Origin of the sequence: Sulfitobacter sp. AS92 (assembly GCF_038900015.1) — a bacterium.
Lineage (GTDB): Bacteria > Pseudomonadota > Alphaproteobacteria > Rhodobacterales > Rhodobacteraceae > Sulfitobacter.
This window is the reverse complement of the sequence record NZ_JBBMQL010000015.1, coordinates 56,499-75,857: the sequence shown is the minus strand read 5'-3', so window position 1 is coordinate 75,857 and position 19,359 is coordinate 56,499. Positions and strand designations below refer to the sequence as shown.

At 56.8% G+C, this 19,359-nt stretch carries 21 protein-coding genes and 1 tRNA gene; 6 read left to right on the top strand and 16 right to left on the bottom strand.

The genetic code is table 11. From position 1 onward, the window contains the following. Positions 1 to 45: 45 nt before the first annotated feature. The 5 genes from tsf to WNY61_RS17975 form a co-directional block, all read right to left on the bottom strand. Positions 46 to 921 carry a translation elongation factor Ts gene (gene tsf, locus WNY61_RS17995; protein WP_007119643.1) on the bottom strand — a complete coding sequence of 292 codons (876 nt, stop codon included), beginning with the start codon at positions 919 to 921 and terminating at the stop codon, positions 46 to 48. A 99-nt stretch (positions 922 to 1,020) separates the two neighbouring features. Beyond that, positions 1,021 to 1,896, bottom strand: coding sequence for a 30S ribosomal protein S2 (gene rpsB, locus WNY61_RS17990; RefSeq protein WP_342852821.1), 876 nt, complete (start codon positions 1,894 to 1,896; stop codon positions 1,021 to 1,023). Positions 1,897 to 2,051: 155 nt separating this feature from the next. Then, positions 2,052 to 2,888, bottom strand: coding sequence for a lysophospholipid acyltransferase family protein (locus WNY61_RS17985; protein ID WP_342852820.1), 837 nt, complete (start codon positions 2,886 to 2,888; stop codon positions 2,052 to 2,054). Continuing rightward, positions 2,885 to 3,643 carry a GNAT family N-acyltransferase gene (locus WNY61_RS17980; RefSeq protein WP_342852819.1) on the bottom strand — a complete coding sequence of 253 codons (759 nt, stop codon included), beginning with the start codon at positions 3,641 to 3,643 and terminating at the stop codon, positions 2,885 to 2,887. The genes WNY61_RS17985 and WNY61_RS17980 overlap by 4 nt, the downstream gene beginning before the upstream one ends. Before the next feature lie 147 nt (positions 3,644 to 3,790). Continuing rightward, positions 3,791 to 3,976 (bottom strand): DUF3553 domain-containing protein, encoded by a 186-nt coding sequence (locus WNY61_RS17975; protein ID WP_342852818.1) that lies wholly within the window; start codon positions 3,974 to 3,976, stop codon positions 3,791 to 3,793. Positions 3,977 to 4,002: 26 nt separating this feature from the next. On the opposite strand from WNY61_RS17975, the gene WNY61_RS17970 reads away from it, so the two are divergent. After that, positions 4,003 to 4,608, top strand: a complete 606-nt coding sequence (locus WNY61_RS17970) for a histidine phosphotransferase family protein (RefSeq protein WP_342852817.1) — start codon at positions 4,003 to 4,005, stop codon at positions 4,606 to 4,608. Positions 4,609 to 4,611: 3 nt separating this feature from the next. Here WNY61_RS17970 and WNY61_RS17965 read toward each other — a convergent pair whose 3' ends face one another. From WNY61_RS17965 to WNY61_RS17930, 8 genes are all read right to left on the bottom strand, one after another. Continuing rightward, on the bottom strand, positions 4,612 to 5,877 hold the full coding sequence (locus tag WNY61_RS17965) for a glutamate-5-semialdehyde dehydrogenase (RefSeq protein WP_342852816.1): 1,266 nt from the start codon (positions 5,875 to 5,877) through the stop codon (positions 4,612 to 4,614). A gap of 33 nt (positions 5,878 to 5,910) precedes the next feature. Continuing rightward, a complete protein-coding gene (proB, locus tag WNY61_RS17960; RefSeq protein ID WP_342852814.1) occupies positions 5,911 to 7,017 on the bottom strand; it encodes a glutamate 5-kinase in 1,107 nt (368 codons plus the stop codon). Beyond that, the gene (obgE, locus tag WNY61_RS17955; protein ID WP_342852812.1) at positions 7,005 to 8,039 is read right to left on the bottom strand and encodes a GTPase ObgE; all 1,035 of its coding nucleotides are present in this window, start codon (positions 8,037 to 8,039) and stop codon (positions 7,005 to 7,007) included. The genes proB and obgE overlap by 13 nt, the downstream gene beginning before the upstream one ends. A 30-nt stretch (positions 8,040 to 8,069) precedes the next feature. Further along, positions 8,070 to 8,606, bottom strand: coding sequence for a GNAT family N-acetyltransferase (locus WNY61_RS17950; protein WP_342852824.1), 537 nt, complete (start codon positions 8,604 to 8,606; stop codon positions 8,070 to 8,072). A 280-nt stretch (positions 8,607 to 8,886) separates the two neighbouring features. Then, positions 8,887 to 9,156 carry a 50S ribosomal protein L27 gene (rpmA, locus tag WNY61_RS17945; RefSeq protein WP_007119633.1) on the bottom strand — a complete coding sequence of 90 codons (270 nt, stop codon included), beginning with the start codon at positions 9,154 to 9,156 and terminating at the stop codon, positions 8,887 to 8,889. Between the two features lie 12 nt (positions 9,157 to 9,168). Continuing rightward, complete coding sequence (locus WNY61_RS17940) at positions 9,169 to 9,858, bottom strand: 50S ribosomal protein L21 (protein ID WP_342852811.1); 690 nt, start codon at positions 9,856 to 9,858, stop codon at positions 9,169 to 9,171. Between the two features lie 205 nt (positions 9,859 to 10,063). Further along, on the bottom strand, positions 10,064 to 10,873 hold the full coding sequence (locus tag WNY61_RS17935) for a DUF2059 domain-containing protein (RefSeq protein ID WP_342852810.1): 810 nt from the start codon (positions 10,871 to 10,873) through the stop codon (positions 10,064 to 10,066). Further along, entirely contained in the window at positions 10,873 to 11,715 is an 843-nt protein-coding gene (locus WNY61_RS17930) for a DUF2059 domain-containing protein (RefSeq protein WP_342852809.1), read from the bottom strand. Before WNY61_RS17930 ends, WNY61_RS17935 begins: the two co-directional genes overlap by 1 nt. A 145-nt stretch (positions 11,716 to 11,860) precedes the next feature. On the opposite strand from WNY61_RS17930, the gene WNY61_RS17925 reads away from it, so the two are divergent. Then, positions 11,861 to 11,950: transfer RNA gene (locus tag WNY61_RS17925), tRNA-Ser, on the top strand. Between the two features lie 231 nt (positions 11,951 to 12,181). On the opposite strand, the gene WNY61_RS17920 is transcribed toward WNY61_RS17925, so the two are convergent. Together WNY61_RS17920 and WNY61_RS17915 are read right to left on the bottom strand one after the other, a co-directional pair. Further along, positions 12,182 to 13,537, bottom strand: coding sequence for a PAS domain S-box protein (locus WNY61_RS17920; RefSeq protein ID WP_342852808.1), 1,356 nt, complete (start codon positions 13,535 to 13,537; stop codon positions 12,182 to 12,184). After that, positions 13,534 to 14,340 carry an alpha/beta hydrolase gene (locus tag WNY61_RS17915; RefSeq protein WP_342852807.1) on the bottom strand — a complete coding sequence of 269 codons (807 nt, stop codon included), beginning with the start codon at positions 14,338 to 14,340 and terminating at the stop codon, positions 13,534 to 13,536. The genes WNY61_RS17920 and WNY61_RS17915 overlap by 4 nt, the downstream gene beginning before the upstream one ends. A 417-nt stretch (positions 14,341 to 14,757) precedes the next feature. On the opposite strand from WNY61_RS17915, the gene WNY61_RS17910 reads away from it, so the two are divergent. From WNY61_RS17910 to WNY61_RS17900, 3 genes are all read left to right on the top strand, one after another. Then, on the top strand, positions 14,758 to 15,612 hold the full coding sequence (locus tag WNY61_RS17910) for a universal stress protein (protein ID WP_342852806.1): 855 nt from the start codon (positions 14,758 to 14,760) through the stop codon (positions 15,610 to 15,612). A 41-nt stretch (positions 15,613 to 15,653) separates the two neighbouring features. Continuing rightward, the gene (locus WNY61_RS17905; protein ID WP_342852804.1) at positions 15,654 to 16,067 is read left to right on the top strand and encodes a cytochrome c; all 414 of its coding nucleotides are present in this window, start codon (positions 15,654 to 15,656) and stop codon (positions 16,065 to 16,067) included. Positions 16,068 to 16,215: 148 nt separating this feature from the next. Further along, positions 16,216 to 17,745 carry a PAS domain S-box protein gene (locus WNY61_RS17900; protein WP_342852803.1) on the top strand — a complete coding sequence of 510 codons (1,530 nt, stop codon included), beginning with the start codon at positions 16,216 to 16,218 and terminating at the stop codon, positions 17,743 to 17,745. On the opposite strand, the gene WNY61_RS17895 is transcribed toward WNY61_RS17900, so the two are convergent. Then, entirely contained in the window at positions 17,742 to 18,476 is a 735-nt protein-coding gene (locus WNY61_RS17895; RefSeq protein ID WP_342852823.1) for a response regulator, read from the bottom strand. The genes WNY61_RS17900 and WNY61_RS17895 overlap by 4 nt on opposite strands. A 157-nt stretch (positions 18,477 to 18,633) precedes the next feature. Here WNY61_RS17895 and WNY61_RS17890 point away from each other — a divergent pair, with 157 nt between their 5' ends. Further along, positions 18,634 to 19,317 (top strand): helix-turn-helix domain-containing protein, encoded by a 684-nt coding sequence (locus WNY61_RS17890; protein WP_342852801.1) that lies wholly within the window; start codon positions 18,634 to 18,636, stop codon positions 19,315 to 19,317. The last annotated feature ends 42 nt before the right edge of the window (positions 19,318 to 19,359 follow it).

The window sequence follows — 19,359 nt, the reverse complement described above, 5'->3', positions numbered from 1 at the left end:
GCGCATTCCCATGCGCCGCCCCTTTTATAACTAAGATAGAAAGGCTTAGCCTTTTGCAGCCTTGGCCACTTCTGCGGCGAAGTCTTCTTTGACAACTTCAATGCCTTCGCCAACTTCCAGACGCACGAAACCTGTGATGGTCGCGCCGATCTCTTCTGCTGCTTTGCCAACGGTCAGATCAGGGTTCACAACGAAGGACTGGTTCAGCAATGTCACTTCGGACATGTACTTCTGCATCCGGCCAACGATCATCTTTTCGATCACGGCTTCGGGCTTACCGCTTTCGCGGGCGATGTCCATCTGGACCTGCTTTTCTTTCTCGACAACGGCCGCGTCCAGATCCGCCTCGGAGAGCGACGCCGGGTTCACAGCGGCGATGTGCATCGCAACCTGCTTGCCGAACTCTTCGTTGCCACCGTTCATGGCAACCAGGACGCCGATTTTGCCCATGCCGGGTGCGGCTGCGTTGTGCACGTAGGAAACAACGGTCTCGCCGTCGATGCTTTCCATGCGGCGCAGCGACATGTTCTCGCCGATTTTGGCGATGGCGTCGGTCAGCGTGGTTTCAACGGATTTGCCATTGATCTCAGCCGCTTTCAGCGCTTCGACGTCATCGGCTTTCAGCGCCGCGTCGGCAATGTTGCTGACCATGGACTGGAATTCAGCGTTCTTGCCAACGAAGTCGGTTTCGGAGTTCACTTCAACCGCGACACCGTGACCGCCTTCAACCTTAACGGCCACAAGACCTTCGGCTGCTGTACGACCGGATTTCTTCGCCGCTTTGGCCAGACCTTTGGTGCGCAGCCAGTCAACGGCGGCTTCCATGTCGCCATTGCTTTCTGTCAGTGCCTTTTTGGCGTCCATCATGCCTGCGCCGGTGGTGTCGCGCAGTTCCTTGACCATGGATGCTGTGATTGCCATCTCGTGGGTCTCCTTTGGAAATAAGGGGGCAGGCCCGAGGCCCGCAAATATTGGAAATCGGGGCAGGTTACCCTGCCCCGTGTTTCAGGTCCGTGACGCTTAGCCTTCGGCTTTTGCGACGGTCTCTTTTTTGGATTCGATGTCCAGCGGTGCGTCTTTGCCCATGGCATCGTTGTGCACGGTCTCATCGGACGCATTGCCGATTTCGACGCCAGTGCTTTCTTCGTTTACCGCTTCTTCCTGCGGTGCTTCTTCCATCGCGCCAAGGTCAACGCCTGCCGCACCCAGCTGAGCCGACATGCCGTCGAGTGCTGCGCGTGCTGCCAGATCGCAGTAAAGCGAGATGGCGCGTGCCGCGTCGTCGTTGCCTGGGATGATGTAGTCAACGCCGTCGGGCGAGCAGTTGGTGTCAACCACGGCCACAACTGGGATGCCCAGTTTGTTGGCTTCGGCGATTGCCAGTGCTTCTTTTTTCACGTCGATGACGAACAGAAGGTCAGGACGACCGCCCATTTCACGGATACCGCCCAGCGATGCTTCCAGTTTGTACTGGTCGCGCTCCATGCCAAGACGCTCTTTCTTGGTCAGGCCTTCAAAGCCGCGCTCGGACTGCTCATCGATGTTTTTCAGACGGTTGATCGACTGCGAAACGGTCTGCCAGTTGGTCAGCGTGCCGCCGAGCCAACGGTGGTTCATGTAATACTGTGCGCATTTCTCTGCGGCTTCGGCGATCGGCTGAGCAGCCTGACGCTTGGTGCCAACGAAGAGAACGCTGCCGCCTTTGGCGACGGTGTCACGGATGATTTTCAGCGCATCGTCCAGCATAGGAACGGTTTGCGTGAGGTCCATGATGTGGATGCCGTTGCGTGCGCCGTAGATGTACGGGCCCATGCGGGGGTTCCAGCGCTGTGTCTGGTGACCAAAGTGTACGCCTGCTTCAAGCAGTTGGCGCATGGAGAACTCAGGAAGAGCCATGTCTTTATACCTTTCCGGTTTAGCCTCATCGGGGGTATGACAGCGATATGCTGCCAACCGGCGGACGTTTTGGGATTTCTCCCCAAAAGGCCCAACCCCGACTGCGGGTTCAAGTGGGGCGCGTATATGCCAGCATGCGTCGTAGCGCAAGGGGCTTATTGGTGGCTAGTCTGGCCGGTGCTATGCCCTGCCCGCACTGCCGCTTCGCAGGCTTGCGCCAGTGCTTTGCGGCCCGCGAAATCGGCCACGGGCAAGGGCGGGTGATAGATTACCTCAACTGCCCCCTGTTTTCGCGCGGCCAATGTCGTAAGCAGATGCACCCCAAAAGACATGTCCCCCCACCATCCGTAAAAGCGCCCATCCTCGCCCTGGGGCGCATGATAGATCACGCTCACCGGTTGCACCGCGATCTCTTCGCGCAGTTCGGGATCAAAGAAGGCCTCGAAGAGCGTCGTCTTAAAGGGCAGCACTTGCAGCCCATCGGTGCTGGTGCCTTCGGGGAAGAACAACAGCTTATGCCCTGCCATCAACCGGGTGCGAAAGACCTCGGTCTGGCTGCGCGCCTCGGCCCGGTCGCGGCGGATGAATACGGTGCCTGTGGCCCTTGCCAACCAACCGATGCCGGGCCACCCTGCCACTTCGGATTTAGAGACAAAGTAAATCCGTTTTGCCGCATTCAGCGCGAAAATATCCAGCCATGACGTATGGTTTGCCACCACCGCGCCGCGCCGCTCCATCGGTGTGCCTTGGCGGGAAAAGCGCATTCCCAGTACCCAGAAGGCCGCGCGACAGACGGTCTGTGTGATAAAGGGCGTCACGGGCCGGTGCAGCCCAAAGATCGGTCGCTCGATCAGCCGTAGCAGCAACAGGATTAAAAGGCCGGCAAAAACCAAAAGCGCGAGGAGCGCACCGCGTAGGACTACCCTCAGCATGCCGACGAGGGTCAGGCGCAGGTTGGGCGGTGGCTGGTCACTGTCCCAAGTTGTGGTCATGCAGCGCTCCCGCCGTAAATCCGCGATTGGCGCGCACTCATCTGTTTCGTATCAAGGATCAGGCAAACATCTGTGGTGTTAAAGGCGCGGTCAATATATGCCCCCTCGCCCACACACCCTCCCAGTCGGAGGTAGGCTTTGATCAAGCTTGGCACTGCAAGCATGGCTTTGCGACGGTCGAGGTCGGGCTCAGCGATCAGATCCATCGGTGCGAATTCCCGAGCGCGCACGCGCAATTCAGGCGGTGCAAGGTGCCGGTGATGCAGCAGCGAGAGCGGCTCGGCCAAGGTCGCCGTATCGGTGCCATGAAAGCTCGCCACGCCGAACAGAACTTCGATCTCATGCTCTGCCACATAGCGTGCCAATGCGCCCCACAGGTGGTGCATCGCAGCACCTCCGCGGTAAGCCGGGTCAAGACAAGATCGCCCTAATTCCAAAAGCTTGCGCCCCGATTGAACCAGCGGCGTAAGATCATATTCAGCCTCTGAGTAGAAGCCCCCTGCCCGCGCCGCCATGTCTGCACGCATCACCCGGTAGACGCCAGCCAGTTTACCGTTCCGTAGATCCGTCAACAGCAGGTGGTCAAAGAAGGGATCAAAGCGGTCCCGCTCAAGTTCCGCTGCATGGTCCACCATCGCGCCGCTGCCACCAAGCTCTTGAACGAAGACCTCATAGCGCAGCCGTTGCGCGGCCTGCACATCGGCGTCTGTCTGCGCCAGTCTGACCTGAAAATCTGCTGCAACGCCCCGCGGCATCGGCCAATCCTGTGCCCAAAACAAAGTTTCTGCCTGATAGGCAATCAGACCCTAAGGCGCAACACTTGCCAGAGCGACAACTTTCAGGTACTCTCCTTATAGTTGCATATCTGAAAATTTGCTCCACCATTAAGGATTTGGAAAGGGTCATCCCTCATCAAAGACCGGTATTAATTCTAAGCGAAAGCTGTCTATGACCATCTTGCCCTGGTCACGAAAATTGACCGTCACTTTGCCGCCAATGTTGCTTTGTACCTGGCCCGCGCCCCATTCGGGGTGTAGCGGATGCATGACCAACATGCCGGGGCTAAGCAGCGCATTTAGATCATCCATGCCTTTTCCAATCATTCAGGGAGGCCATGATGGGCCCAATTAATCTCGACCTACCTACGCTCATCGGCAGCCGTATCTGCCATGACTTAATATCGCCCATTGGTGCCATCAACAACGGGCTAGAACTGCTCAACATGGCGGGCACCGGGGCCGCTCCGGGGCCAGAGCTTGAGTTGATTGGCCAAAGCGTGGAAAGCGCCTCTGCGCGCATTCGCTTTTTCCGCATAGCCTTTGGTGCTTCTGGTGATCAGACCATGGGCCAAGGTGAGGTGACGTCGATATTACGCGACCTTTACACCGACACACGGATCGAAATTGAATGGCAAATCACGGTTCCGCAGTCGCGTGACTGCGTGCGGATGGCATTCCTTTCGCTAATGTGTATGGAAACGGCTTTGCATCATGGGGGGCTTATCACCATTGCCGAGCAGGCAGGCAAATGGCGGCTGCAAGCTGAAGCCGATAAAATCGCCGTAGAGCCTGAGCTTTGGGCATTGCTGTCCAAAGCAGATCAAGACATGCAGCTTCAGCCCGCGCAGGTTCAATTCGCGCTGCTGCCGATCCTTGCCCGGGCGCAAGGCAAAGAAATCAGCCTGACTAACACGGAAACGGTTCTGACCGTGTCCTTTTAAGCGTTAGCTGCGCACCGTCCCGTCACCGCGTACAATATACTTAAAGCTCGTCAACTGCGTGGCCCCAACCGGGCCGCGCGCATGAAGTTTGCCCGTGGCGATCCCAATCTCTGCCCCCATCCCAAACTCGCCGCCATCGGCAAATTGGGTCGATGCATTGTGCATCAGAATTGCGGAATCCAGCCCGTTCAAAAATTCAGCCGCGGTTTGGCTGTTCTCGGTCAAAATACAATCCGTATGACCCGACCCATACTCCCTGATATGGGCCATGGCGGCCCCGACATCCGGTACCGTGCGCGCCGCAACGATCATGTCGAGGTATTCCTGCCCCCAGTCAGTCTCATGCGCAGGCACCGTGCCGGTAATATCTTGCAAAACCGTATCGGCGCGCACTTCGACGCCCGCATCGATCAACGCACGGATCACGCCTTGCCCAATTGTTTTCGCGATATCTTGGTGGATCAACAGGCATTCAGCCGCGCCGCAGATACCGGTGCGCCGTGTCTTGGCGTTCAGCACCACCTTCAACGCTTTTTCTGGGTCAGCGTCGGCATCAATGTAGATGTGCACGATCCCCTCAAGGTGAGCAAAGACAGGCACTCGAGCCTCTCGTTGAACAAGCCCAACAAGCCCCTTGCCGCCACGGGGCACGATCACATCAATGGTATCGGTCATGGTAAGCATCTCGCGCACCGCAGCGCGGTCGCGCGTTGGCACCAGTTGAACTGCATCTTCAGGCATGCCCGCATCCCGCAGCCCTTGCTGCAAACAGCGGTGGATTGCGCGCGACGAATGAAAGCTCTCAGATCCGCCGCGCAAAATGACCGCATTTCCCGCTTTGAGGCAGAGCGCTCCTGCGTCGGCCGTTACATTGGGGCGCGATTCATAAATGACGCCAATAACCCCCAAAGGCGTGCGCACGCGCTGGATGTTCAACCCTGTCGGCTGGTCCCATTCCGCGATGATTTCACCAACAGGATCAGCTTGTTCCGCGACGGACCGCAATCCGTCGACCATGCCACGAATGCGGTCTTCGTCGAGCATCAAACGGTCCATCATGGCGTCTGACAAGCCCTTGTCGCGGCCATAATCAAGGTCTTTGGCATTGGCGTCGATAATCTCAGCCCGGCATTTCCACACAGCTTCGGCAGCGCCAATCAATGCCGCGTGTTTACGTTCTGCACTTGCTGTGGCCAATTGCGCCGCAGCCGTCCGGGCGCGGGCGCCAATATCGGCCATCAATTCGGGAATATTTTCGATTTTATTCATAGCCTTATGTCCCTGTCTTGATGTTGCCTGCGCCTATAGCGCCATGTCGTCCCGGTGGACGAGCGCCGCGCGTCCCGGATAGCCCAATATCGCTTCGATCTCTGTACTCTTGCGGCCTTTGATCTGATTGATCTCCTCCGCAGAATAGCGGCTAAGGCCATGACCCACAGCATGACCTGCGGGGTCGAACATGGCGATACTGTCACCACGTTCAAATTTACCCGCGACCGCCGTCACCCCTGCTGGCAACAAAGACGTCCCCCGTGCCAGAGCAGAGACCGCGCCTGCATCAAGGGTCACCCCGCCGCGCGGCTTCATCGCTGCAATCCAGCGCTTGCGCGCGGCTTGCGGATCGCTCTGAGCGCTAAACCAAGTAGCGTTTGCGCCGGCTTCCAAAGCAGAAAGCGGACGCATGACAAATCCGTCTGTGATTGCCATCGCGCAACCCGCTGCTGTCGCAGTGCGCGCGGCCATCAACTTGGTCTTCATGCCCCCTTTTGACAGGCCAGACCCCGCATCACCTGCCATTGCTTCAATCTCGGGCGTGATCGTGTCGATTACACCATAGCGTTTGGCGTCTGGATCCTGCGTAGGATTGGCGCTGTAGAAACCGTCAACATCTGACAGCAGGATCAACTGATCCGCACCCACTGTTACAGCAATCTGCGCAGCAAGACGGTCGTTGTCACCAAAGCGGATTTCATCGGTGGCAACCGTGTCATTCTCGTTGACGATCGGCACCACACTGAGGGAAAGCAACTGCTCCAGCGTCGCGCGGCTGTTTAGGTAGCGGCGCCGATTGGCGCTGTCTTCGAGCGTCACAAGTACCTGTGCCGTGGTGATACCATGGGGCTCCAGAACTTCTTCATAGGCGCGTGCCAGGCGAATTTGTCCGACCGCTGCCGCCGCCTGCGCCTGTTCCAGCGCTAAGACGGTCGACGGCAAACCCAGAACGCCGCGGCCAAGCGCAATGGAGCCTGACGAAACCAGTACAACATCGCAGCCCAACCCTTTGAGCCACAACACATCTTGCGCCAAACCACTCAGCCAATCACGGCGCAAGGTGCCGCTGTTGCGGTCGACTAAAAGCGCGGAGCCGATCTTGATAACGACACGGCGGGCGGTGCTCAGGGTTGCCAAGTCTCTTCTTCCTCAGAGGTGCGGTAACGCAGACGGTCATCGTCGATATTTTGGCGCAGGGTGCGAAGCACTTCTGTGACACCTTCCCCAGCCACGCCGGACATCATCATGACATCGCCACCAGAGGCTTTTTCCAATTCTTTCAATCGGTCTACGCGCTCTTCTTCATCCAAAGCATCAACTTTGTTTAACACAGTTACACGCGGTTTTTCTGCCAGTTCACCACCGTAGGCTTCCAGCTCGCCGATGATGGTACGATAGTCTTCTGCAACGGTTTCAGATGTGCCGTCGATCAGGTGTAACAACACCGCGCAACGCTCTACGTGGCCAAGGAAAAGATCGCCAAGCCCCCGGCCTTCGGAGGCCCCTTCGATGAGGCCGGGAATATCGGCGACGACGAATTCTGTGTTATCCACGCCGACCACCCCAAGGTTCGGGTGTAGGGTGGTGAAAGGGTAATCTGCAATCTTGGGCCGCGCATTCGACGTGGCCGCCAAAAAGGTCGATTTACCCGCATTCGGGAGTCCCAAAAGACCAACATCCGCAATCAGTTTCAGCCGCAGCCAAAGCGTGCGTTCGACACCTTCTTGGCCGGGGTTTGAGCGCCGTGGTGCTTGGTTGGTGGATGACTTGAAATGCAGGTTCCCCCAACCGCCATTGCCGCCACGCGCCAGTTGCACGCGCTGGCCCAGTTCGGTCAGATCGCAAATCACCGTCTCCTGATCTTCGTCAAGAATCTCGGTGCCTACGGGCACACGCAGGATGATATCGTCGCCATCCTTACCGGTCCGCTGTTTGCCCATGCCGGGCTGGCCGTTCTTGGCGAAGAAGTGCTGCTGGTAGCGAAAGTCGATCAGCGTATTAAGCCCATCCACCGCTTCGGCCCAAACCGAGCCGCCCGTTCCGCCATCACCGCCGTCAGGGCCGCCATATTCGATGTATTTCTCGCGCCGGAACGACACGCAGCCGCCCCCACCGCCACCGGATCGGATGTAGACTTTGCACAGGTCGAGAAACTTCATGGTCTTGCCTTTCAGGCGCGGTAAACGGTCCTATAGCTTGCGGCTATAGGTCCATGTGGGTACGGCAGCATCGCGGGCCAAGCAATAGATTTCCGCGTCGCCGAGATAGACAAATCCGGCGTTGGTCAGCACCTTGGCCGAGGCCGGGTTATCGTGGAAAACAGAGGCAAAAAGCGCGTCATTGCCCAGAGGATTGGCATCGACCAGCGCCTGCACTGCGTCAGAGGCGAGATGGGTGTTCCAAAAAGCGGGAGCGACCCAATAGCCGACTTCGGACTGGTTGCGATCAAGCCGGGTCAGGGAAATTACCCCCATGACTTCAGAGCTTTCCTCGCGCGTACCATCCATGACCCAGACGGATTCTTCCCTATCATCTGCCATGGCCCGGGTGATATATGCCTCGACGCTGCCGGGCGGCAGCGGATGCGGGATCGAGGATGTCGATTTGGCCACACGGGGGTCGCTGGCATACATCTCAATCAGGCCCATATCCGAGCGGCGCACAGGGCGCAGGTCAAATCGATCGGTTTCAATCAAGGGTTGGTTAACTATGGAATCCATCTGCATCGTCATGTTCCTCCTCCGAACAGACTAAAAATCGGGGTATGGCCTAAATGGGCGGCCGAGCCCCCGAACAACGTGGCTAAGTTAAATCCGGTATATTCCTCCCAACCGAATGTAACGTTTTCGCCAAATCTACGCTTTTTTGCCCCGCTGAGCGCTTTACAGCGTTCGGGCGTGAAAGGCCCATTAACTGATAATAAAAACATGGGAAGCTTCCCGACATAAGAAAAGGGACCGGCGGTATCGCCGATCCCTGATTTTTTCAAACCCTTTGGGGTACGGCTTATTCAGCGGCCTCCGCGCGTGGCAGAACCGAAATAAACGTGCGGTTTTTCAGACCCTTGTGGAAGGTCACTGCGCCATCGACGGTTGCGAAGATCGTGTGATCTTTGCCCATGCCAACGCCGTTCGCTGGCCAAAACTTGGTGCCGCGCTGACGCACGATGATGTTGCCAGGGATAACGGCTTCGCCGCCATATTTCTTAACGCCAAGGCGACGACCAGCTGAGTCGCGCCCGTTACGGGATGAACCGCCTGCTTTTTTATGTGCCATCTCGGTCTCTCCTTAGCCTTTGGTCTTTTCATTGGCCTGATCGACCCAGCCTTCACGCTGGATACGGCCTTTGAAAGACAGTTTCTCGTCAACTTCAGCGATATCCGCTTCGGTCCATGCTGCGATCTGAGCGAAGGAGGTGATACCCGCTTCGTGCAGCTTCTTCTCAAGTGCCGGGCCAACGCCGCTCAGCTCTTTCAGGTCGTCGGAACCCGCGTCGGCTTTCTTGGCCTTCGGCGCGGCTTTTTCGGCTTTCGCCTTAGGTGCGGCAGCCTTCTTGTTCTTGGCTGGCTTTGCAGCGTCATCGGACTTGCCGGTGATCGCAGCAACAGCAGCAGCGCTTACGGAGCCGGTGCCGATGGCAGCAGCAACGCCCGACTTATCCGCGCCCGAGGACAGGATGTCGGTGATCTTGATCAAGGTCAGTTTCTGACGATGACCTTTGGTACGCTTGGAAGAGTGCTTCCGGCGACGCTTGACGAAGTTGATAACCTTTTCGCCTTTGATCTGGTCAACGACTTCGGCCTGAACGCCTGCATCTTTAACCATAGGCGCGCCGAGCACGGGGCTATCGCCGCCCAGCATCAGCACTTCGTTAAACTGGACTGTTTCGCCAGCATTGGCCGCAATACGTTCAACCCGCAGCATATCGCCGGATTGTACTTTGTATTGCTTGCCGCCTGTCTTGATGACCGCAAACATGCGTCTTCCTTTTCTGTCATCCGCGTTCTGTGGCCCCCGGTGGGTGTTGTGGAATGGCCTTCCAGCCAATCCGCCTCGAACAGCGCGCCCATGGGGCGTCATTAAAAATCAATCCCTAAGACGGATTACCCGCCGGGATGCGGGCTTATCTTCGGAATGGGGGCTTAAGTCAAGCAGGTTTTCGGGCTCGGCGGCGAGACGACTGTCAAAGGTCTTCGGCCACCATATTTAACGCCACTGCCCGGCCCAACGCATAGGAAGTATCTTCATATGCTCGGCCAAACCCATCGAACAACGCGCGGTTCAACGCGCGTCCCGCATCTGTTTCGGCAAAGGTGGCATAACGCGCGACCTCGGCGTCATCCAGTGGATAATAGGCCAGCAACATATAGGCGTACACCCAGACAGAGGTATCTTCGGTCACCGCGTCCAGATCGGTGCCGATATCGGCCAACAGCTCTTCATCGCTGTCCTCCAAAGCGCCACCATCGCGCATTCCGCGCAGGAACTGGTAATTGCTGTTCAAGGCCGTGCTCACATTACGGTCGACCATGTCGGCTGCATCGATCAATCGGCCAACCAGCGCAATTCGGGGATCACCATCGCCCGCCAGCACGCCGTAGTTGGCCCGGGCGATCTGCTCGACTTCACGTTCGGAGATGGCAGCGCGGGCGGCATTCTCAAGAGCGATGATCCGACCGCCCAAGTCTGATGCGTAAAAGGCGATCGCGCTTTCCACCTCGGCAGGCTGCATCGTTTCTTCGAGGGCGCGGCGGACCATCTCGACCATCCGGTCTGCATCGTGGATGCTATCGACCTGCATCTGCCAGCCCGGACCGCCCTGCCCGCCCAACATGTCTTGGTTCAACGCATCCGCATGGGCGCGCCCCTCGTCACTAAGGATCGCCGCCGCTTGCCGAAGCTCCAACAGATCGACAAGCACGGTCATTCGCGCATCTGCCCAAGCGGGCAACGTCAACAGCCACAAAACGGGCGCGAAGATCCACGCGCGCATTAAAGATCCTGACTGGGCTGCATGGCGGCCAAACGGGCGGCCACAGCCTCAAAACGATTGGCCATGATCTCGTATTGAACGGCATTCATCAGCGTATAGACCTGCTGCATTTTCGGATGCTCCAGCGCTTCGGCATAGGCTTCAAGGTCATCATCCGAAAAGGATTGGTAGGTATAGGCGGCATTGGCCAGCGCATTTTCGGCAATTTGGGCGCCCAATTCACCTGCCTGCGCGCGCATCGCCTCACGCAGATCCGGCTCTTCCATCTGCAGCTCGATGACCCCGGCCCCGGCAGCTGCAAGAAGGAACCGTATCTGTACCTCCTGTATGGCCCGGACCGAGATTTCTTCGACATCGCTCGCCACATTGAGGCGCCGCAGAGTCTCCAACCGCGGGGACTCGATCCCTGCGAGCCCTGCGATAATCGCGGCACCGCTTTCAGCCTTTAATCCGTCATCCTCGGTCATATGCGCTTTATTCTCGACTTCGACCAAACGCTTGCCAAGATCGCTGGCATAAAAATCAGCCGCGTGGTCCAGTTGATCGTCGCTTAATGTTTCGGCCAGAATATCCGTGGCCATATCGTGCATCAGGTCGGTATCAAACACGTCCTGCACCAAACGAGACCATTCCGAACCGAAGTCCTCGGTCTGCAGCCCCAGCATTTCAGGGGCGGAATCGGCGGAAAGCCGAATGCTGTCCAATGCGACGTCAAAGCCGGTCACCTGCAAAAAGCGCTCCAACGCCCCGCGCTCAGCTGCGCGCAGCGGGATGGCAAGGGCAACCAACACGACGAATGCCATAAACAACGGAGCAGCGATTGAACGATTTTTACGGAACATGGGCTGTCCTTTCGAAGAATTCTCCCTTTGAACTTAGGCCTTCCCAGCCCCGGCGCAATGAAAAACCCCTAACTTTCCCTTGATGCGCAAAACCCCTCTTGCCACTGCTTGAAAACACGACTAAACGGGCCACCCAGACCCCCGCGGAGAGGTGCCGGAGTGGTCGAACGGGGCGGTCTCGAAAACCGTTGAGCCTTCACGGGTTCCCAGGGTTCGAATCCCTGTCTCTCCGCCACTATACTCCTGAAATTATGTAGTATTGTGCAATCCGCCCAGATGGGCAGATACCGATGATAATGCCTAATCTCGGCTTAGCTTGACGACTTCTCTGCCCAACCGACTGCGCCAATTACACCAAGGCGCGCGAATTGAGATGGTTCTAAACGACAAAGCCCCGCTTGGCTGGATGGGGCTTGGAACCGAGAAGGACTATCATGTTGAAGTTTATGAACCTACTCAGAACCTTCTACTCTGTCATCTTTGCGAGAGGTGCACTGAAAAACCAGCGAAATCCGTCTGGGTGGAATTCACGCTTTGTTTCCCCTGACGTAATTCCTTGGAGAATAGGACCGGTCACTTGAGAACCAAAGCCCATTCTTTCCGGTGCAGAAACAGACGGACCACCTGATTCAACCCAAGAAATTTCGAGTTTCGGGTCCGGTTCTTGCGCAACCACCCAAGACAGAGTGACCGCGCCGGTATCCTTCGATAACCCGCCATATTTCGCAGCGTTTGTTGCCAACTCAAAAAGTGCCATACCAATAGCTTGTGATGTCGCCTCGTTCATCTGAACAGTCGGACCACTTACCGTTATACGAGGGTCTTCGGGGGTAACTAGATGTGCGAATTGGGACCGGGCCAGCGTTTCTAAATCAGCATGGTTTCCCCGGCTATTGAGCAGGGTATCTTGATTTGACGTCAAACTGGCCAAACGCTTGCTAAACGCTGAAAAAAACTCTGATCCTTCGTACATCCGCGCTGTCTGCCGGGCGATAACTTGCACGACCGCAATCAGGTTCTTGGATCGGTGATTAACTTCTTGCAATAGGATTTGAATATGAGCCTCAGATGCCTTGCGGGCACTGATGTCGCTGTAGGTTGCGACAAAGCCACTATACTCTTGGGTCACATCATGAATGGCTGCAATGCTTCGCTCCACCTGCACCCGGTGACCATTCTTATGGAGCCTCTCCGTCTCACTTCTCACAGTCTCGCCAGAGGTAATGCGCTGCAAATCCTCCCCGAGACTTTTCCGATCACCTGGCGGCACTAAAATCTCGTCAAATTTCTGTCCGATGACTTCTGCTTCGGCGTAGCCAAACAACTGCTCGGCAGCAGGATTCCATGCGCGAATAGTCCGGTCCATGCTCACCGACATGATGGCATAGGGTGACGACCCGACGAGCACTTTGAATGCTTCACTTTCGCGCCGCTTTGCCACCAGTTCGTGTTCAAACGCTTGGCGTTGCTCATTGCGGAACATGCTGAAATGGGCACTCACCATGCGGCCCTTTGACAGTGTAGCACGCCCATTCATGAAAACAGCCACGCGCGTGCCGTCAGGGCGTTCAAGTTCAAGAGATACTTCTGAAAAGTGACCGTTCACAAGCAGAAGTGGGCGCAGATGCGTTTCGAAATAAATGCGACCCGCCCGCGACAGAATATCCACGAAGCGAACGTCAGCGCCCTGCTCAGCAGCATCCATCCCCAGCCACTGCCGTAGGAAAGCATTCGTTTTTTCAAGTTGACCCGACGCGTCCATGACCGCGAGACCGCAGGGCCATTGGTCAAAATCCGTTAGGCATTCGGAACTATCGCTCATATATTGATGCGCGGCCGCACAAAGTCAGCAAGCACCTTTATCGTCTCTTCTGGATAGCTCATGTGTGGGCAGTGACCCGTTGCGTCCAGCACAGTCAACTCCACATCCTGCATATTTTCTGTCAACCAAGTCCAGACAGAGGGTGGCACCAGAATATCGTCTTTGCATTGCAAAACCAAGGTAGGCTGAGCAATTGCCTTCACGTCGTTACGATGGTCGCTGAGAAACGTAACCCTTGCAAAGTGTTTCGCGATATCCGGATCCGTTTGGCAAAAGCTATCTGTTAATTCCTGGCCGAGTTCTGGACGGTCTGCTGCCCCCATAATCTGCGGCGCCATCTCATGCGCCCACCCCAGATAATTTACATCGAGAACATTCAGCAGCCCAACAAGATCGCGCTGCTCGAAGCCGCCGACATAGGAGTTATCGTTGGCATAACTGGGTGACGGGCAAATCATCACCAGTTTCCCTATCAAATCCGGGCGACGTGTGGCGGCCAGCCCGATTGTCATCGCGCTTACAGAATGGCCGACGGCAACGACGTCTTTCAATTGAAGTTCATCCAATATCGCGATCAAGTCATCCGCATGACCATCCAATGTGGCATAGCGGGCCATGTCATAATGCGTTGCCTCAGACTTCCCGTACCCCATGAGATCATAGGTAACGACACGGGAATCCTTTTCAAAGAAGGGGGCTACCTTGCGCCACATGCCACTGTCACAACCGTAACCGTGCAAAAATACGATAGCCTCGTCGCCAGACCCGGTGGTGTTGACTGCACAACGTTCGACTGTAGACATCCTGCTCTCCATTCGGTCCAAAAAAACTTAGACGGCATTCCTATACCGTGGTTCTAAACCGGCGCAAAGAGGCGGCATTTGCGGGCGGAGCCGACGGCATGAGCTCCGCGGTACTCATATGGCAAAGTGCTACCGCCCAATGCAAATATCTCAGCTTTCGTCCTACCTTAGCCGATCTAGCCACTGTGCATAGGATGCAAACCTATCATATCGTCTGTCCTATTGGCGAGCACAACCGACACCTTCGGTATTTTCCCTCAAGGTAGAGTCGAACCCATCTTGGCAGAGCCATGCACACGGTTGTAGCGAAACAACATCTCTACCGGCGCGATGACCTGCGCGCCAGAGTTGATCCAGATCAATGCTGCTGCCCCGCGGCCACGTCATGTTGCACGTGGTCACACAAGGAGCGCCGCAATGCAGAATCTAACACTCACCGTCGTTCTTGGGGTCGATGCCCAGCCAAATCAACTGGAACCGATCAGCCAAGTGGCACAAGCCCATAGCGCACATCTTATCGTTTTGCTGTTGAGCGAAGTCCCCCCTGTTCCGGTCTATTCCATCGGTATCGGAGAGCTGAGTTCCTATTCTCTGCCAGTAGGCTGGCAAGCGGATGTGGACGCGGCACGCGAAGCCCTTGATGTGCGGCGTGAGAAGATGTCTCAATACCTTGCTGACCAAGGCACGAGCGCAGATGTGCGCGCGGTTTGTGGCGAGGTTTCGGGCCTTCGAAATGCAGTGGCGCGGGCGGGGCTGACTTGCGATGCACTTGTTATGGGGGTCGATCTTCGCAAGGACGAGCGCTTGTTCGACGACATTATGCACGCGGCCCTGTTCGATTCTGCCGCGCCCGTGGTGCTGAATGCCACAAATGTCGAAGCCGCCCTGTCTCCTCAGTCAGTCTTTGTTGCGTGGAAAGCGGGTATTCCCGCCGCTCGGGCGCTCCGCGCCGCGTTGCCAATATTGCGCGCGGCACGAGAGGTTACTGTGGCGCTCTTTGATCCGGTCTCGACATCTGCCGATGACGGCGAGAACCCCGGCACAGACGTGGCGGCGTGGCTGTCCCATCAAGGATGCCGCGTCGCGGTTCAGCAATATTCAAGCGGTGGGCAAGAAATTGGGGTGGCCATCATGAACCGTGCCAAAGAAGCCGGGGCAGACCTGATCGTTATGGGCGCCTATGACCACTCCCGCTTGCGTGAAATGGTCTTTGGCGGCACCACGCGAACGCTGATCGAACAAGATACATGCGCTGTCCTTTTGTCTCACTAATCGCCCGAACGACTCCCTCTGATCCAAAGGTATACCCCGTTATGCGCTTTCGCTTCATCGCCCTCATCGGACTTTCTAGCGCCCTGCTCTCTGCCTGTTCAGACGGCCCGGCGGAGGATGCCGATAGGGTACGCGAAGGCCAGCGTGTCTATGTCAAAGAATGTGCCGCCTGCCATGGTGCGCGGGCTGAAGGGGCTGGTCCTGCCTCGCTGCACTTGGATGTTGTGCCGCCAGATTTAGCCGGACTGAAACAACGCAATGATGGGTATTTCCCCCGGGAATTCGTCAGCCGCTTTGTCATGGGGCAACTGGAAAAAGACGACCCCAGTTCTCCCATGCCTAATTTTTCGGCCGTGGGGCTGCGCCACGTCTACCCGAATGGCGGCGCCGACGGGGAGGTGTTGGAAACCGATTTTGCCAATCTGCTCGAATATCTGGAAGCAATCCAATGGTAGGCGCGTCGAGGGTCTGAAAGGAACAGCGAGGTTAAGGCCCCCCGGTGCACATTGAAGCCCTGCCCTGTTTCGCGGTATCGGATAGGTTGCACATATATGGCCGTGCGCGTTTGCTGTTCTTTACGCCCATCACTGACGGAAACCTTGCATGAAGATCAATGATGAAAGCCCCGTCCTGCTGGCCCTTTTGGATGCTGCCGTTGACGCGATGGTTGTGGCCGATCACGCGGGCAACATCCTGCGCGTGAACAAGGCAGCAGCGATGCTTTTCGGCCATTCCGCAGATATATTGGTGGGCCAAAACGTGCGTATGCTCATGCCCCATGCGATGGCCGTGCAGCACGACGGGTTCCTGCGCCACCACCTTGAAACCGGCGAGAAGCGGATCATCGGCGTGGGCCGCGATGTTGAAGGCATCCGCGCAGACGGCAGCGTTTTCCCACTGCATTTATCCGTAGGTCGCGCCGATATCTCTGGCGAGGTCGCCTTCGTCGGCATCATGCATGATCTCTCCCGCAGAAAGGCCGCCGAAGAGGCAACCGCCCGCTCGCAAAGAATGGACGCCATCGGCCAGATGACCGGTGGCATTGCCCATGACTTCAACAATCTGCTGACCGTTGTGATTGGCAACCTTGAGCTTTTAGAGATGTCTGAGACCGCTGCAAAAAGTGGCGCGCTGATTTCGGACGCTCTTGAAGCGGCTGAGGTTGGCGCAGACCTGACCTCTCGGCTCATGGTCTTTGCGCGCAAAAGCACATTGAATGCCGAAGTTATTGATCTAAATGCCGAAGTCTCAAAGGCGGTGGCGATGTTGAACCGGACCATCGGCGCGCATATCGCGGTCGAGACGGCCTTTGCGGATGATCTGTGGCAGGCCAAAGTCGACGCGACCCAGCTTCAGACTGCCGTCTTGAACATCGCGCTTAACGCGCAAGACGCCATGCCGTCGGGTGGAAAGATCACCTTGGAGACGCGGAACATGCAATTGGACGACACTTATGTCGCGCAAGAAATTGGCATCGACATGGGCAATTACATTCGTCTGTCGATCGCCGATACGGGCGAAGGCATGTCTGCTGAAACCCGCGCCCGCGCGATGGAGCCGTTCTTCTCAACCAAACCCGTTGGTCAAGGGACCGGACTGGGCCTGTCGATGGTCTATGGGTTTATCAAACAATCCGGCGGCCATATCGCGATTTACAGCGAACTGGGCAAAGGAACGACGATCAGCTTATATTTCCCCGTCCTCGTAGACACTTCCCGGCAAAACCCCGCACCGGGCGTTGACCTTAAGCGTCACGACGGGATCGGCGCTGGCCTGCGTGTGCTTTTGGTCGAAGATGATCCGATGGTTTTGCGGCTGTCTGAAACGCGGCTAAAAACCTTAGGCTTTGAATGCGTTACAGCGACAACCGGCGATGCCGCTTGGGAAACGTTGAAGTCGCGAGACGATATTGACGTGGTCTTTACCGATTTGGTGATGCCCGGTGACCTCTCGGGTCACGCCTTGGCCACGCGGGTCGCCCAAGAGATGCCACATCTGCGGATATTGATCACCTCAGGGTTCTCCGAAAACATTTTGCGGGGGGAGGAGGAAGATTACGCTTTCGCAATACTGCGCAAACCCTACAGGCAAGCGGATTTGGCTGAGGCGTTCCGCGCCCTATTGCAAGACTAATGCGCGACAGGAGTGGGGCTTTCGGTCAGCACATAGCCGACCCCCCGCACCGTCTTGATCAAAAGCGGACGTGCCGGATCACGCTCAACCTTTTTGCGCAGACGCGCCACTTGATTGTCGATCGTACGATCCAAGGGTGCCCAATTTTGCCCATCAATCAAATCCATCAACCGGTCACGCGAGAGCGGCTTCTTGGCGTGTTTCAAAAACGCCGCCAAGAGTTTGAAATCAGCGGTCGTAAAGTCGCAATCCTGCCCATCACGGTCTAGCAGCAGCATTCGGTCTAGATCGATTTTAAGACCATCAAGCGCAAGCCAAGCGTCGGTTTGAACCGGCGCAGGCGCATCCGCCTCGCGTTTCCCGCTTCGGCGCAAGACAGATTTGACACGGGCCAAGACCTCTCGAACGTGGAACGGTTTGGTCAGATAATCATCCGCACCCAGCTCCAGTCCGACCACGCGATCAATTACGTCGTCCTTGCCCGTGACCATAAAAATCGGCACATCGTAATCGCGCTGAAGCGCGCGTGCGATGTCCAACCCATCCTCCGCACCAAGGTTGAGATCCAAGGTCACCAGATCGAACTGTTCCGCCATGAATGCCGCGCGCACGCTTTGCGCATTATGCGCCTCAGCCACGGCATACCCGTCCCCCTCAAGGCAGCGCCTCAGGAGCGTCCGGATTTTGGCATCATCGTCTACAACAAGGATCTTCTTCGCGGCCACGATCATCATCCACAAAAGTTAATTTTGTATAGTCCGCAACCTCCACAAGCACCACCCATGCCACAGCTGCCTGCGACAAAGCGATACAAAGCGATACATCGACGCAGGTCTTTCTGCGACGTCCGCCTGAGAATGTGACAGCGCCCCAAGAAGGACGTTCGCCATGTATGTAACATTATCCAATGAGTTTACCCCCGCGACAAATTCACCGGAGCTGCGCCCATACACGCTCAGCCCCGAGGCCGGATCACAGCGCAAACAGCAGGCCATCGGCTCCCATCTTTTCCGCGAAGGCGATATCGCCAACAATATCTATGAAATCACCGCAGGTGTGTTTCGTCTCACCCGCGTGCTCGACAACGGTCGGCGTCAAGTCATAGCTTTTGGCCTCCCCGGTGACATTATCGGTTTTCCCAACGGCACTTTGCATCACAGCAATTGCGAGGCTATCCAGACGGCAGAGGTGATCGCATATCGCCGCCATGCGCTCGACAGCTTTGATGGCGGCCATGAGACGCATAAACGGCTTCTCGACGCCGCCTTGCGCGAAATCTCTGCGATGCAGGATCATTTCATGATGCTTGCCCGAAAATCTGCGCTGGAAAAGGTCGCGTCCTTTCTGATCACGCTGGCAGAACGCACAGGCACGCCGATTGGCAAGTACACAACCTGCGCCCTGCCCATGACCCGCGGCGATATTGCGGATTTTTTAGGTCTTACAATCGAGACGGTCAGCCGGACACTGACACGGCTGCGCAAAGATAACATTATTGTTCTAGAAACCACGCAGACTGTGCTGATCAAGGATATGACTGCACTGGGCGCGGCGTCTCAGGTTGCTGACTGAGGGTCGCATTGGCTTCGTTGACCGCGCATCCCCGGCGGGGAT

Coding starts and splice junctions, on each gene's coding strand:
- WNY61_RS17890 (WP_342852801.1), top strand. CDS start 18,634: ATGTATGTAACATTATCCAATGAGTTTACCCCCGCGACAAATTCACCG.
- WNY61_RS17915 (WP_342852807.1), bottom strand. CDS start 14,340: ATGTCTACAGTCGAACGTTGTGCAGTCAACACCACCGGGTCTGGCGAC.
- tsf (WP_007119643.1), bottom strand. CDS start 921: ATGGCAATCACAGCATCCATGGTCAAGGAACTGCGCGACACCACCGGC.
- WNY61_RS17950 (WP_342852824.1), bottom strand. CDS start 8,606: ATGCAGATGGATTCCATAGTTAACCAACCCTTGATTGAAACCGATCGA.
- WNY61_RS17895 (WP_342852823.1), bottom strand. CDS start 18,476: ATGATCGTGGCCGCGAAGAAGATCCTTGTTGTAGACGATGATGCCAAA.
- WNY61_RS17920 (WP_342852808.1), bottom strand. CDS start 13,537: ATGAGCGATAGTTCCGAATGCCTAACGGATTTTGACCAATGGCCCTGC.
- WNY61_RS17970 (WP_342852817.1), top strand. CDS start 4,003: ATGATGGGCCCAATTAATCTCGACCTACCTACGCTCATCGGCAGCCGT.
- rpmA (WP_007119633.1), bottom strand. CDS start 9,156: ATGGCACATAAAAAAGCAGGCGGTTCATCCCGTAACGGGCGCGACTCA.
- WNY61_RS17900 (WP_342852803.1), top strand. CDS start 16,216: ATGAAGATCAATGATGAAAGCCCCGTCCTGCTGGCCCTTTTGGATGCT.
- WNY61_RS17985 (WP_342852820.1), bottom strand. CDS start 2,888: ATGACCACAACTTGGGACAGTGACCAGCCACCGCCCAACCTGCGCCTG.
- WNY61_RS17940 (WP_342852811.1), bottom strand. CDS start 9,858: ATGTTTGCGGTCATCAAGACAGGCGGCAAGCAATACAAAGTACAATCC.
- WNY61_RS17975 (WP_342852818.1), bottom strand. CDS start 3,976: ATGGATGATCTAAATGCGCTGCTTAGCCCCGGCATGTTGGTCATGCAT.
- WNY61_RS17905 (WP_342852804.1), top strand. CDS start 15,654: ATGCGCTTTCGCTTCATCGCCCTCATCGGACTTTCTAGCGCCCTGCTC.
- WNY61_RS17930 (WP_342852809.1), bottom strand. CDS start 11,715: ATGTTCCGTAAAAATCGTTCAATCGCTGCTCCGTTGTTTATGGCATTC.
- rpsB (WP_342852821.1), bottom strand. CDS start 1,896: ATGGCTCTTCCTGAGTTCTCCATGCGCCAACTGCTTGAAGCAGGCGTA.
- WNY61_RS17935 (WP_342852810.1), bottom strand. CDS start 10,873: ATGCGCGCGTGGATCTTCGCGCCCGTTTTGTGGCTGTTGACGTTGCCC.
- obgE (WP_342852812.1), bottom strand. CDS start 8,039: ATGAAGTTTCTCGACCTGTGCAAAGTCTACATCCGATCCGGTGGCGGT.
- WNY61_RS17910 (WP_342852806.1), top strand. CDS start 14,758: ATGCAGAATCTAACACTCACCGTCGTTCTTGGGGTCGATGCCCAGCCA.
- WNY61_RS17980 (WP_342852819.1), bottom strand. CDS start 3,643: ATGCCGCGGGGCGTTGCAGCAGATTTTCAGGTCAGACTGGCGCAGACA.
- WNY61_RS17965 (WP_342852816.1), bottom strand. CDS start 5,877: ATGAATAAAATCGAAAATATTCCCGAATTGATGGCCGATATTGGCGCC.